A 13067-nucleotide genomic window follows, 5' to 3' on the forward strand; every position below is an offset into this window, starting at 1 on the left:
TTGAAATTTATGATGGTTTATATGGTTTTAGACTTACTTGATGGTTTGATGTTTCAGGTTTTAAGCTCGAACAGTTTGGAGGATAGGGATGTGGTGGTGGAGAGGTTTTTTGAGGTATAAATTTTAAACTGAATTGTTTGAAAATATAGTTTTGTGAATTTCAATTTAAATTTTCCGTTAAACTTAAATACCTATATATGTAAATGAAAATTACGTTAATCTTTTCATAGGGTTGGAGTTGTATTGTGCAAAATATAAAAATTAAAGATGATTCATGTCATTTTTTTAATAAGCAAGAAACAAATAGTAAGCAACTTATTAAAGTTTGCTTTGACATATCTGGTTTTGATGATCTTCAACAAGTTTATGATTTTTTTGGCGAGAAAATATATGGAAATAATCGAGAGCATTTGAATGACATTCATCCAAATACAAAATATTTTGGAAGGAATTTGTCTGCATTTCATGACTATTTAAGAGGATATCTTATTGGTATTTTTTTAGAAAAAAGAGATGAAATTTTATCAGTGACTATAACTAATAAAAACAATAAAAACATTGATGAAGATTGGTTGGCTTTTTTTAATATAATAGTGCAAACTTTTTTTGAATCGCATAGAGATATAAAATATGGGCTTTATATGGAATTGGATTTTTCAAGAAGCATCGTAGTTAATATGATGAATTATTTTTCTTTTTTAATTTCTGATTATAATAATAGGTCTAAAGATGAAATAGATGCGAATGGCAATTATGTGTAAAATTTTTTAATTTGGTTTACTAACTTATGAATCTATTTAAAAATTTTAAATTATCTATATTAATAAATATTGATAATTAATTTGGTCTAAAATTATTATTTTGAATGTATGAAATTCATAATATTTTAGGTTTTTAGAAATTTACTTAGATGTTAATGGTTTTTTAAAACTAAATTTTCATTTTATTTATCTATTTCAAGGTTTTCCAATCTATAAGGTGTTTTATATGAATAACTTGGTGACTATGCTTTCTTCTATTAAAGCTGAAAAAAATTATTTTATTGAAAAATTAGAAAAAGTTAATGGGTACTCAGAAAAAGAAATATCTGAAATTGAAAAATTAAATAATATTTCTATACATGGGCAGTTAAAAGAGTTTTTAACAACAATGGGAAAGTGCTCTGGAGGCTTATTTATAGGTGATAGTTTTTATGTATACAGATATTATAGATGTGCTGGGTTTAATTTAGAAAGACAGAAAAATTTAATGAGTGATAAAGAATTAGCTATTAATTATCTCGAAAATGGAGAGGAAATTAGTTTAGTAGAGAAACAATATTTTGAAATTTGTGGTGAAAATGAGCACATGAATATTTTCTTCATGTATACGAAGGATGATAATGATTATGTTTATGAGTGGGATGAAAATAGTAATATAGTAAAAAGGTTTGGAACATTATTCGAGTACTTAATCAGATATAGAAAAAGTTTAGGTTCTGATTCGACCCAAGGAACAATTCGAGGTGATGAAGATCCTACTTTATTCGATGAGTTAACAACAGGAAGACTATTGCTTTCTAGCTAAATTTAAGTAGAAATAATACAACTTTATTTATAAAAATTCTTGCAACTTATATATTTAAACTATCTTATGAATTTTAAATTATTTTATCCAGAAATATTGGTTTTTAAATTTATAATCATTAAGTTAACTATTCTTAAGAAAGAATTTTTTATATTGTAAAAACTATTGGGGTTATCTGATGAAAGCAATAAGAGAATTAAATAAATTATTAAAATGTTATAAAACATATAGTATTGAAAATTTGGCGTATTCGTTAAAATCTGATGAAAAACATATACTAGATACCTTAGATGGGAAAGACATACTTTTTCCTCATCATATAGTGGGTATGTCTATATCTTATGCCCAATTGGCATTCTTAAAAATTGAAAATAATAATGCAGATATAGATGCTTTAAATAGTTTAAATCTTGCTTTGATGTATGCAGAGGTGGGAAGAGAATTACAATTAAAAGATTTTAAAATAAAACCTTTAGATAAAATGAATGTACATGAGTTAAAGAAGTATTTTTCAGAATTTTCTGCATTACTTTTTTGGGCGATTCTATTAAATAATAAAAATTTAGCAAAGAAATTAGCACGCCAAGTGGAGTTTTGCTTACAACAACAATTTTTATCTGACTTTCCTTTAAGTTATGACTATTTTTCATTATGGGCTTATTACAAATGGATTAATGAAGAATTTAGATTAGAATCAAAAATAGATGGAAAATTTAAAGATTTGATAAATAATTGGTCATGTGACTCAGTATTTTTAGAACCATTACTAATAGATATAGCAAATTTACACTGCGAAGAATTAATAGATAATGATTTACGTAAGTATCCTCCAAAATTTATTAGTCCTCCGTTTACTTTATTGCCACTTGAAATTCATGTGATTAATAAATTAAGAGCATTGGATGAATTAGAGGAAATATCTTTAAATCATCCTTTAATGAACACTCGTTCTGCAAAAATTAAAGTATTTGAAGTGATAGGTGATGATTTAATTGAAACGATACAGATAAATTTTTTGTAGCTGAATCAACCTACTCAAAAGTGTGGTTGCAAACAGCTGGGGTACAGGAGGATACAATGGCATGAATTTATATATCTACCGAATATATTGATAAATTTGAATTAATTATAGTCATTACTTAGAAATGGCTATGTATAGATGGGATATACCGCAGTGCAAATTATGATTGAACCATCAGTTCTTAGAACCAAATCTCCATTTTTTATTATTGCTAAAAATTTCTTTATTTTTGGATTGCTTTGGATTTTATCTTCATTCTTGTATGGTGTTTTTGACTATGAGTCATATTCTTCCATATTTATTTATCTAATTAGTTTCTATGCTATTTATTTTTTTGCATATTTAATATCTAAACCTATTCTTGCAGACCTTGATTCTAACACTCTTAATCGAGTTAAGTTTTTAAGCCTTATATTTTTTGCTCTTTATTATCTAATAATACCTCTACGGTTCTTTCTATTTGATATTCATAATGATTTATATGGTTTTAGACTTGGATTTGGATTCGTTTTTCCATTCTGGACACTAACTCCAATTTTTATCACTAATCTGAAGAATAAGTTTTATATTTATTTATGTGTCTTGCTATGCGCTCTAGAAGTAATTTTTTGGGTAATGTTTTTTAAAATGAGTGAGTCTGAATTTTACAAGAGACCTTCATTTGTTGCTATGTTCACAAGTTCTCTTATATTCGCATTAACTTTTCCTTGGTATTTATCTTGGCTAAGAGAAATAGACATCAATAAATGGGTTTTACCATTCTTTTTTAAAGAAGATAGATTTATATCTAAGCTAATATCATGGGGGGCAATAGGACTCGGTAGTGTCTTTATGTTTTTATTCTATCTTTTCTTCTAAAAAAGAATTCTAAAAAAAGGAGTACCTATGAGATCTTTGCATCAGGTGGCAGCTAGTGAAATAGCGGTAGTACCTTACTATTTGAAAGGCTATCAGCAACATGGCTTGCAGTACGGTATAAACGAATATGAAAGATGTGAACCATTAGGTGCGCAATGTGCAAATTGCCATACTATTCTATGGGTCACAGGACGTAGTGATCCTATTTTAAACGAGAAAAAACCTGAAAGTATTCCAGATAGCGGCCCTATTTATTGTGAGTATATTCAAGATAATCTTAAGCGTTTTTTAAGATCATTACCTGCTTGCCCAAATTGTCATCAACAGATTTATGATTTATTTGTTCATAATACGACATTAACTAGATTTGAAGATGGCAGTCCATATCCGAAATATCCAGAAGAATATTATGGTGTTGACGAAGAAAAGTCTGCACCAGTGAAAGACAAAGCCGTGTGGTGGTATGGTGATAAAGCTGAAGTTAAAAGACTTAATTTGAAATTGTTATAATATTTTTAAATATATGCTTGATAATTAATAAACTATTACTTGTGAAGATTTTGCACATAGTAGAATTACAGTCCTTTTATTAAGAACAGAGACACAAAGAGATGACGTTGTTTCCAATACCTGCTGATTTTATTGATGAAAAGGTGAACCTTTCATGGTGTGATATCAAATGGGGCTATGAAAATAATCTTCTCACTTCAGAAATACCAATAAAAAAAGCAGAAAATATTGTATCAACAGGGAGTTATACTAAAGCTGAACTTGAGCTGTCATTCCTTATACCGAGTGAATCAAATGACATCACTCCTTTTATTAATGAACTATGTCCTAACTTTAAAGAAGATGAATATGCGATTACCAATCAAAAATGGTTATATGTAATTCTTAGCTGGCTTTGGATTAATCGCGCAAGTTTTGAAGATCCTTTAGATGAAGTAGAAATTATTTATACAGATTTTGATTATCCAGCCGAAATGGATAGTTTTATTAAATATATGCCTCCTACAGATGGATATAATCCATCATTGTATTCTTATGCAGAAAATATTAATCGCTTAATGAAGAATTGGGAAAATTACTTACAAAAGAGTGCCCTAAAGTACAAATAAAGCACTGTATGATTTATGACATTTAAGAATATTAGGCAAATTTTTTAAATAGTGGAGAACCATCAAATGCTACAAGATATTGGGGATCAGTATCCAAATGGCGCAATTAATAAAGAAATTATTGAAAATTTTGCAGCTACCTTAGAGGTAGTATTTCCGCCAGAATATGTTGAACTTATTTCTCAACATGATGGCATCTATCCTGAAATTTCTAGCTTTGACTATGTTGATACTGACGGTGAGCTAAATATCAGTACAGTAGAGTTAGGAGGATACTTGCATGAACCTCGAATACAAGGAATGCAATTTCCTGAAGGCGATGATGATTATGCTGGAAAATTGATAGGATTTGGATCGACACCTGGTGGAAATTTTATTTGTTTTGATTACAGATTTCCTTGGATAAAAGATCAACCTAAGATTGTGCTTGTTTTACACGATGAATTCTATGATTTTGGAATGAATGAGGGTAAAAGAAAGATTCTGTACCTAGCAGATAATTTTGAAAATTTTATTAATGCTTTACATGAATTTATTGAGTATTAGCAATCTACGATAGTTTTTTGATTTTTAAATAATACTTTATTTAACAGTGCTCAATAGTTGAAAAATAGCGGTTTGGAGACAGAGCGATTGGTAAATTAAATATTAAAGGTTACTAATGATTTTATATGTTTGTAGTTATGTAGTAAGAACTCCATTTTTTTCAGAGAAAAGAATAGATTTAAAAGAAATGGGTTGGGAAAAATTATCAAATATAATTAAGAACGTTTTTTCTTTTGGAGGTAGTGTCATTATTCATAAGACAGATGCGGATTATTCTGAAGAGTCTGAGCGATTAGCATATAGTGATATTGATAGTTACAGCATGGTTTGTGACTCTAGATATGGTTATTTATTTGGATACAGTATTAGTGAAAATGAGGAATATCCGGCGGGTATGTATTTACGTCTTATAAACAGAAAAGCTAAAAACCCTGATGAGATTTATATTTTTGGGCCCCATGAAGATGAATGGAAAGCAAAATATGTTAACCACGATTTAGAATTAGCATTAAATTTTTTTAAAGATATTTATGAGTATGGCGATTTATTAAAAGAGTCAAAAATTATGCTTGAGTAGTTAATTAGAGTTTTAGTCAATATTTAATTTTAAGAAAATTAGCTTCTTCATGGAAAATCAGCCTTTATGAATAGTATTAAAAATAAGGAAGAATATCAAAAAGCATTAGCACATGTAATTCAACATGCTGAATCTAATGAAAATACAGTTAATTTGATTGACTACATTACAAATAACAAAGGTGATGTACCATTTTGTATAGGAATGTTAGGGATTTATGCTGAAGCCAATGCAATAGTATCTTGGTTTCGGGATAGTAATTTAATTGCTTTTAAACAGTGGTGTTTTATTACAGCTAGACTGAATCGTATGGTGTTTCAGTTTGATGCTATAGAATGGTTTCCTGCCTATAAACATTTATATGCTTTATTATCAGATAACGAAGAGATTATTTCTTGGTATAGTCAGCACCGAGTATCATATGATCGACTAGGCTCAATTAAAGACCGTGATAATCCACGTAAGCCCGATTTTCATGGGTACCAGTTGATCTTAGCTCTTAATCATGAGTGGGATAAATTACGTGAACGTTGTGAACTCATTTTGCAAACTGATTTAAAAAAGGATAAAAAGTATTTAATTGACCATCGTTTTTATCTTGCCTTAGCCAATGGTGATAAGGGTGAAATGGAAAATATTTTGACTGAATTAACTAGTCCAAAAATTGCCAAAGTCCGTAATTTTGAATTTGCATTTACTTTTACTGAGCATTTTATTGCTACTCATGCTGTAATTTATAGCAAATTAGCATGGAGAAATGGATATCAGTTAAATATAGATACTCCTTGGATACCTAAAGAATGGTTGCCTGTAAAGCCTTTACCTGAATATCCCGAGCCTTGGGAATTTATGCGCGAATTTGATATTTTCACTCCTTTTGAAGGTGAATGGAAAGATTGGTCACCCAAAAGGAACACTAAATAAGTTCTGAAAATTTGGCTATGTCCAAGATAAATAGTGGGCTAACAATCAGTAAATTGCACTACTTTTGGCATTAAAGAAGGCTCTCAAAGTTGCGGGCTTTTTTATTGTAGTGGTGTTTATTTATTTTATTGTTGACTGTTAAAATTTAAAAATATAGTTTGTCTTTTTTTATTTCAACGAACTAAGAAATTATGAATAAATATCTACTATTAATACTTGCAACATCTACTCTTTCTTTGACGGGTTGCGCACAAATGTTTCCAGCTCAAGCTACTAAACTTGAAAATGGAAATTATATGATTCAGACCACTTCTAATATTTTGGGTTCTAATGAAGCAATGGAAAACAAAGTAAACAAAAAGGCTGAAACTGTTTGTGATGGTAAAGGCTTTAGTGAAATAAATAATAACCATCAAACCCATAGCCAACAGATATATACAGCTCAAGTAATTACAACAGGCACCTATAAGACCTTCAATAAGACTATTAAATGTAATTAATCACTTTTATAGATAGCAATTAAACTCACTTCGGTGGGTTTTTTAATAGTTGATTTTAATTTGCCGAACTTCTTACAGCCCACGACGCCTACTTTGATTTGGTCTTGGCGGAGGTCTCTTTTTTTTAACATTCGTGTTCATAGTGGAGAAATTTCAAGATATTTAAATTTATCATAGTGTTAATATAAGCAAGTTTAATATTAATTAACTGTTATATGGATAATATGTATAAATTGCATAAGAATGAATCTCCGGAAATGATTCTAGCTTTTGAGAAAGCTATAAGTACATTTAAATATTTTTGGCGAGAACTCTATTGGGAATATCGACGAATTGTTCCTGCTCTAGAACTGGCTTATGTGAAATGTGCATTTACCCAAGAAAATCTTGAGGATAAAAATCAACCTTTGATTGAGTATATGTGGATTGATCAAGTTGATTTTGATGGGAGTACAATTTCAGGAACTTTGTTAAACGAACCTTATATTATTGATAATGTCCAAGCTGGTGAAACAGTAAGGCTTCCATTTGAGTCTATAGTTGATTGGATGTTTTTGTCTAATGGCAATGTTCATGGTGGGTTTACGATTCAAGAATATCGTAAAACTTTAGATGCAGTAAATCGTAAAGAATATGATGAGGCGTGGGGGATTGATTTTGGCAATCCTGATGAAATTTTTCTAGTTTATGACCAGAAAAATTATCCCGAAAATCTAGATGAACATCCCATGTGTAAGAGTATTTTGGATCAGTTCATAAATATTACAAATACAGACCCTACAATTATTACTGAAAAAGATGAAAGTGGTAATCAATTATTACATCGTGAAGTTATAGCCGGTAATTATTTATTTGTTCAAGAACTTTTAAGGTTGAATACTAATAAGTTAGAAGTGAATAATCAATCAATGACTCCTTTAGATTTGGCTCATAAAATGGGGTGGACCAATATTGTAAATTTACTTAATTAGCTTTGACCCAAACCCTCTAATGGAGGGTTTTTTTATGGGTGAAATTTATGAAAAATAAAATCAGCTTTCAAGTACTAATACGGTATATGCTATCTAGGATAAAATTCTCAATGATCTTGAGAATTGACCCAAAAAATTTAAGTTCATCTAATAAAGGTCAGCTTTTCTATTACACATTGCTTAAAATACATACAGAAACCTCGCTAAAACGAGTTGGAAGGCTACAAAGGCGAATGATACTTTAAGTTCCACTCTTCCCAATAAGTGAGGTGAGCAATGAAATTGTTAGCGTTGTTCAGTATGGGAGTTGCAGCGAGTTATTGGTATGAAACTATAAAAAATAGTAAGCCCGCTCTTCTGAAACCAACTTTTGATGAAATAGTAAAAAACTTTGTATTAGCAGAATTTAAAGCCTAATGCATTTAATAATCTTAATTAAATAAGAAGCTCATCAGAAGATGGGCTTTTTGCTTTACTGGAATATATAGAAATTGGTGCGAACGTATTTTGATATCATTATCTACTTTAATTTTTTATTTAATTCTTCAAACATCTTGTATTGTTCCTCAAATATTGTTTTATGATTTTCAATCGTCTTTAAATATTTAACACATTCAGGGCATTGATCTACAAGCAATGATTGCTCAAGCCTTACAAGGATCTCTCTATTTAAAGAGTGATGATTTTTATTTGCTGCATGTGTAAGCTTATCTTTGAGTTCTTTTGGTAAGCGCAAGCTATATTGAGAAGGAATCGGTTCACTATCACTGATGTTCTTCATGCTTATTCCATCCATGTAATAAATTATTATTTATAAAGTGAAGATAATTGTAGGACAATTTGAAAATAGTATATTGTTCTCATATTAGAATAACAAGATATCTTATTGATTAATATAAAAGTTGATTAGGTGAAATTAACTTGAACTATTTAGCTTTTTGGCTGCAAAAAGTTAAACAGGTTCGCATTAATGGTGGTGGAATTTACTGAATGAGTTATGGTGTAAATGGCCCCTAAATATTGATTATTGGCGGGGCTTTTTATTTTTTATTTGATATATTTGAGATTCAACATCTTGAGTAATTATTATGACGATTAGAATTGATTTAGTTCAGGGCAGGACAAGCTATCATGATCGTTATGATAGAAATCCTGATTTAGTGTTTATCAGTTTACAGACTTACGAAGATATCTTGCATGACCCAAACACCGATTTAAGCAAAAACTTTAATAATTTTTATGGTTGTGACGTCATTACAGTGAACTCTTTAAATATTGATTATATATTTTTTGAGAAAACCGATTTGGATGCGGCGCTTGAAAAGTATCTAAGCCAAAGAACTCAATTGGTAACTATTCCAAAGCATTTGCCTTCACATAGTACATCGGCTCCTACAAACTCCAATGTACGGTCTATTGAAGATGATTTCACTTTAGAAAATTTACAAATTGAAGAGAAGATAATTGTTGCTTACCAGCAGTATCAAGAAAGTAAAAATTAGATTTTTAAGGGCCGGAAGGCTCTTTTTTAATGGGAGTAATGTATGAACAATGAAGTCAGCTTTCATGTTCCAGTGCGGCCACGCTTCTAGGATAGAATTTTCAATGATATTAAGAGTTGATCCAAAAAATTTAAGCTTATTGAGCAGTAGGCTTTTTTTATTACATATTGCTTTAGTTATATACAGAAACTTTGCTAAAACGAGTTGGAACGCTACAAACGTGGATGATAAGTTAAATTCTACTCTTCCCCATAAGTGAGGTGAGCAATGAAATTGTTAGCTTTGATTAGCATGGGAGTTGCAGCGAGTTATTGGTATAAAACTATAAAAAATAGCAAGCTAACTCTTCGAAAACCAAATTTTGATGAAATCGTTAAAAAATTTGTATTAGCAGAATTTAAAGACTAATGCATATTAATAATTTTAATTAAATAAAAAGCTCATCGTAAGGTGGGCTTTTTACTTTATGTGTTAAGCTGAAATTCATAATTTTACGGTTTCTTATAATGTTCATTTGTATTGGTGGTGATTTAGACGGCGAAGTTGTAAATAACCGTGAAGGAACGTTCTTTAAGGCTAGTGAAATAGATACAAGTAAGGAATCTACTTACAATCGTCAAAGTTACATTATTGGTGAAAACACTTATCGCTTTTGGCTGTGTGCAGAGTTGACCTATGCTGAGACAACAAAAATAGCGAATGATTACTTGGCGCAAAAACATCCATACCTTTCATAATTCAGATATAAAAAATAAGCCCGCCAATTTTGGTGGGCTTAATCTATCTAGGGTGGTCGGCTAAATACTGGTTAAGTGGAAAAAACAATTAAAAAAGCCCCTCATATCTGAGAGACTAGTCATATCAATTTTCTGGAATGAATGGCTGTAATTTCTTAAATAACTAAACAAATCAAATTGATAAAAGTAGTTAATATTATAATAAATCAGTGCACTAATTTATTCTTTATAGTAGCAGAGCCTCAAAACAACGTCCAAGGCACTGTTAATAAGAAATTATTTGTTATTAGGATCAGGTTGTTCATTATTCTCAGGCAGATCTTTTACAGTGCCAGGAACTTGTGAAGGCTGAGTTTCAGTAGGTGGTGTTGCTGAAGAATGCTTGTTCATTTGAGCTTTGATGATATTAGTGTTGTTTGTTGTATTCTGAGAAAAACTTTTAAAACCTGACATTTTTATCTTCTTATCTTCACTAGGGAGAGTTCATAGTACGCTTTAAAAGCCTTTACATTGCGGTAGTTTTAAGACTTATATGTGTTGATATGTCCTAGAAAAGATCTTTATCTCGATGACTTATTTCATAAATAAAATCAATTATATATAACCTGTTGAGTCTTATCCTTTAAATTTTGAAATTACGTCATCCGAATTTCAAGTAGGGGTACATAAAGCACACATATATAAATGATTTCAAAATAGTGGATTAATAAAGTTTTAAAATTAATTCAATCTAGTTGCCTACAAAATATTGATAGTATAAAAATATCGTTAGGCATAATATGCATGATTAAATTGGAGCATATGAATGCTAAAAGACATTACAATTATTGATTTCCAAGGTAAAGAAAAAAGAGCACAGGCAAATTATATAGAAGTAAACACTAATAAAATCAATCATTCATCTAGAGTTCAGAGACCCAAAGTTGAATATATTTTGTTAAAAGGTGAATTTATTTACCCTACTTCAAATTCGATTTTCTACAGTTCTGATGGCAACAGCTATTATATAGAGTAAATATGACCCACTTCAGTGGGTTTTTTAATAGTTGATTTTGATTTGCCGAACTTCTTATGGTCCACGAAGCCCGCTTTGAATTGATCTTGGCAGTCTGCTAAAAGAATGCGCAGTAGAAGCATGATGACTGCTCCAATGGTGTCGTCAGCCTTGGGTGAGCTTAAAGAAAAATGTATGAATATAAAGCACATTAAATTTAGTCGCCAAGATGAGCTAAAAAACTTAGCTATCTCCTAAACAACGGGCTTTATCTTTTGATGGGATGAAAAATTAAACTGACTTAAAGGTCGCCGTGATATGGTATAAAAGCACCTCCAATAATAAGGATTATATATGTCAGACAATTCAACAAAATGGCTTTGTGTGGGTGGTGTTCTAAGTGGCGAGTGGAGAGAGCAGCAATTAGAAGCATTTGATGTTGATCCCAATGATTTAAATACTCATAGTTATGAACCAATGAAACTCATTAATCCTGTTACCAAGGCAGAACAGGATTTCTATGTATATACTGAGCTACAAGAACACGCATATGACAGGGCAATAAATTTTGCCTTATCCAAAAATCAATGAGAACGAGAGAGCACTTAGGTGCTCTTTTTTAAAGTTTTTAAATAATCTTGTGATTTTTACCCTTATAGATAATTAAGCAAATGGGTGTGCTTTAATGCATCAGGCATAAATAAAATGCTGAGCTTAATTACCCTTCTGAATTAGTTATGAAACTATTCTATAAATTACTAATAATCTGTAATAGTTGCGTCTTACACCACGCTATTTGGTGTTCATGGGACTTTTGTTGATCCCAATATAAGTTCATTTGGTATCCAGCTATATCAATGGGTAGTGGATGCACCTTAATTTGAGGGTAATTATCTTTAAAATAAGCAATTTGGCATTGAGGAATTGTGAGTAAATGGTCCGTTTGTGTAATTAATCGGATTGCCGTTTCATATTGTTGGCAGCGAAAGCTAATAGTTCTTTTGATACCTAGTTTAGATAAGAAGAAATCTTCAAAGACACGACCTGTGGGGCGAGAGGACACAGTAATGTGTTTGGCATCTAAATAAATTTCTTTTGTTAGGTCCGTAGATGATAATAATGGATGCTGCTTGCGGCTTATTACCACAAACTGGTCTTTATTACAGCATTCATAATCAATGCTATCCTCAACGGAATGTTGAACATCAATTGCAAAATCGATTTTACCCGTAGACAGCTCATACCTTAAGTTTTTACGATCAATGCGTACGCTATTTAACTGCAAATTAGGATTAAATTGGGTTAAGTGTTGAATAATAGAAGGCAAAAAAATCCCTTCATACTCATCAGTCATAGCGATTGTGAGATGCTTTAAATCTCGTGCTGGCACAAAGTCATGCGTGCTTTGAATTGCTTGATGCATAAGTTGCAATGACTGTTCAATTTTAGGCCATAACCGTTTGGCTAAAGGCGATGGAACAACGCCATGCCCATCTCGAATAAATAGTGGGTCATTAAAATGATCGCGTAAACGAGCCAGAGCATGGCTAACAGCAGGTTGGCTAAGAAATAGCTGTTCACTCGCACGTGTTAGATTTTTTTCTTTATAAATTGTGACAAACACCCGAAATAGATTGAGATCAATACGAGCAAGAGAGGCGACATTATTATTCATTTCATTCATGGTTTGTTATTCAAACAATTCATTTTATTCATTGTAGCAAGTTCGGTATGGTCAGGAAATAGCATAACA

20 protein-coding genes and 1 pseudogene are annotated in these 13067 nt (G+C 30.8%); 18 read left to right on the top strand and 3 right to left on the bottom strand.

The annotated features are described in order from the left end of the window. Positions 1-21: 21 nt before the first annotated feature. The 13 genes and pseudogenes from ACB088_RS05965 to ACB088_RS06025 form a co-directional block, all read left to right on the top strand. A pseudogene (locus ACB088_RS05965) lies at positions 22-120 on the top strand (TetR family transcriptional regulator); the annotation flags it as partial. Positions 121-245: 125 nt separating this feature from the next. Then, a complete protein-coding gene (locus tag ACB088_RS05970; protein ID WP_375038298.1) occupies positions 246-761 on the top strand; it encodes a hypothetical protein in 516 nt (171 codons plus the stop codon). A 226-nt stretch (positions 762-987) separates the two neighbouring features. Beyond that, the gene (locus ACB088_RS05975) at positions 988-1566 is read left to right on the top strand and encodes an SMI1/KNR4 family protein (RefSeq protein WP_375038299.1); all 579 of its coding nucleotides are present in this window, start codon (positions 988-990) and stop codon (positions 1564-1566) included. 178 nt (positions 1567-1744) lie between these two features. Beyond that, positions 1745-2587 carry a hypothetical protein gene (locus ACB088_RS05980; protein ID WP_375038300.1) on the top strand — a complete coding sequence of 281 codons (843 nt, stop codon included), beginning with the start codon at positions 1745-1747 and terminating at the stop codon, positions 2585-2587. A 138-nt stretch (positions 2588-2725) separates the two neighbouring features. Beyond that, a complete protein-coding gene (locus ACB088_RS05985) occupies positions 2726-3445 on the top strand; it encodes a hypothetical protein (RefSeq protein ID WP_375038302.1) in 720 nt (239 codons plus the stop codon). 27 nt (positions 3446-3472) lie between these two features. Beyond that, positions 3473-3955 carry a hypothetical protein gene (locus ACB088_RS05990; RefSeq protein WP_375038303.1) on the top strand — a complete coding sequence of 161 codons (483 nt, stop codon included), beginning with the start codon at positions 3473-3475 and terminating at the stop codon, positions 3953-3955. A 101-nt stretch (positions 3956-4056) separates the two neighbouring features. After that, on the top strand, positions 4057-4563 hold the full coding sequence (locus ACB088_RS05995) for a DUF2247 family protein (protein WP_375038304.1): 507 nt from the start codon (positions 4057-4059) through the stop codon (positions 4561-4563). 66 nt (positions 4564-4629) lie between these two features. Next, on the top strand, positions 4630-5109 hold the full coding sequence (locus ACB088_RS06000) for an SMI1/KNR4 family protein (protein ID WP_375038305.1): 480 nt from the start codon (positions 4630-4632) through the stop codon (positions 5107-5109). Between the two features lie 115 nt (positions 5110-5224). Continuing rightward, positions 5225-5686: a hypothetical protein gene (locus ACB088_RS06005; RefSeq protein ID WP_375038306.1), complete on the top strand. Its 462-nt coding sequence runs from the start codon at positions 5225-5227 to the stop codon at positions 5684-5686. Positions 5687-5752: 66 nt separating this feature from the next. Continuing rightward, positions 5753-6610 (top strand): Imm49 family immunity protein, encoded by an 858-nt coding sequence (locus ACB088_RS06010; protein WP_375038307.1) that lies wholly within the window; start codon positions 5753-5755, stop codon positions 6608-6610. A gap of 191 nt (positions 6611-6801) precedes the next feature. Continuing rightward, positions 6802-7110 carry a hypothetical protein gene (locus ACB088_RS06015; RefSeq protein ID WP_375038308.1) on the top strand — a complete coding sequence of 103 codons (309 nt, stop codon included), beginning with the start codon at positions 6802-6804 and terminating at the stop codon, positions 7108-7110. 257 nt (positions 7111-7367) lie between these two features. Next, on the top strand, positions 7368-8081 hold the full coding sequence (locus ACB088_RS06020) for a DUF2314 domain-containing protein (protein WP_092706142.1): 714 nt from the start codon (positions 7368-7370) through the stop codon (positions 8079-8081). 276 nt (positions 8082-8357) lie between these two features. Beyond that, entirely contained in the window at positions 8358-8498 is a 141-nt protein-coding gene (locus tag ACB088_RS06025) for a hypothetical protein (RefSeq protein ID WP_004642928.1), read from the top strand. Positions 8499-8601: 103 nt separating this feature from the next. Here the strand turns inward: ACB088_RS06025 and ACB088_RS06030 are convergent, their stop codons facing one another. Further along, on the bottom strand, positions 8602-8862 hold the full coding sequence (locus ACB088_RS06030) for an Arc family DNA-binding protein (RefSeq protein WP_199991279.1): 261 nt from the start codon (positions 8860-8862) through the stop codon (positions 8602-8604). Positions 8863-9169: 307 nt separating this feature from the next. On the opposite strand from ACB088_RS06030, the gene ACB088_RS06035 reads away from it, so the two are divergent. The 3 genes from ACB088_RS06035 to ACB088_RS06045 all read left to right on the top strand — a co-directional run bounded on the left by ACB088_RS06035 (position 9170) and on the right by ACB088_RS06045 (position 10320). Further along, positions 9170-9583 carry a hypothetical protein gene (locus ACB088_RS06035; protein WP_375038309.1) on the top strand — a complete coding sequence of 138 codons (414 nt, stop codon included), beginning with the start codon at positions 9170-9172 and terminating at the stop codon, positions 9581-9583. Positions 9584-9850: 267 nt separating this feature from the next. Further along, positions 9851-9991 (top strand): hypothetical protein, encoded by a 141-nt coding sequence (locus tag ACB088_RS06040; RefSeq protein ID WP_092705963.1) that lies wholly within the window; start codon positions 9851-9853, stop codon positions 9989-9991. Positions 9992-10089: 98 nt separating this feature from the next. Then, positions 10090-10320: a hypothetical protein gene (locus ACB088_RS06045; RefSeq protein ID WP_005040408.1), complete on the top strand. Its 231-nt coding sequence runs from the start codon at positions 10090-10092 to the stop codon at positions 10318-10320. Between the two features lie 276 nt (positions 10321-10596). Here ACB088_RS06045 and ACB088_RS06050 read toward each other — a convergent pair whose 3' ends face one another. Next, positions 10597-10773 (bottom strand): hypothetical protein, encoded by a 177-nt coding sequence (locus tag ACB088_RS06050; protein ID WP_166645289.1) that lies wholly within the window; start codon positions 10771-10773, stop codon positions 10597-10599. Between the two features lie 352 nt (positions 10774-11125). On the opposite strand from ACB088_RS06050, the gene ACB088_RS06055 reads away from it, so the two are divergent. Further along, positions 11126-11335, top strand: a complete 210-nt coding sequence (locus ACB088_RS06055; RefSeq protein WP_375038310.1) for a hypothetical protein — start codon at positions 11126-11128, stop codon at positions 11333-11335. A gap of 333 nt (positions 11336-11668) precedes the next feature. After that, positions 11669-11905, top strand: a complete 237-nt coding sequence (locus tag ACB088_RS06060) for a hypothetical protein (RefSeq protein ID WP_045431740.1) — start codon at positions 11669-11671, stop codon at positions 11903-11905. A gap of 157 nt (positions 11906-12062) precedes the next feature. On the opposite strand, the gene ACB088_RS06065 is transcribed toward ACB088_RS06060, so the two are convergent. Further along, positions 12063-12998, bottom strand: a complete 936-nt coding sequence (locus tag ACB088_RS06065; RefSeq protein ID WP_133745935.1) for a LysR family transcriptional regulator — start codon at positions 12996-12998, stop codon at positions 12063-12065. Positions 12999-13067: the final 69 nt, after the last annotated feature.

It is taken from the genome of Acinetobacter sp. RW6 (genome assembly GCF_041956835.1).
Taxonomy (GTDB): domain Bacteria; phylum Pseudomonadota; class Gammaproteobacteria; order Pseudomonadales; family Moraxellaceae; genus Acinetobacter; species Acinetobacter calcoaceticus.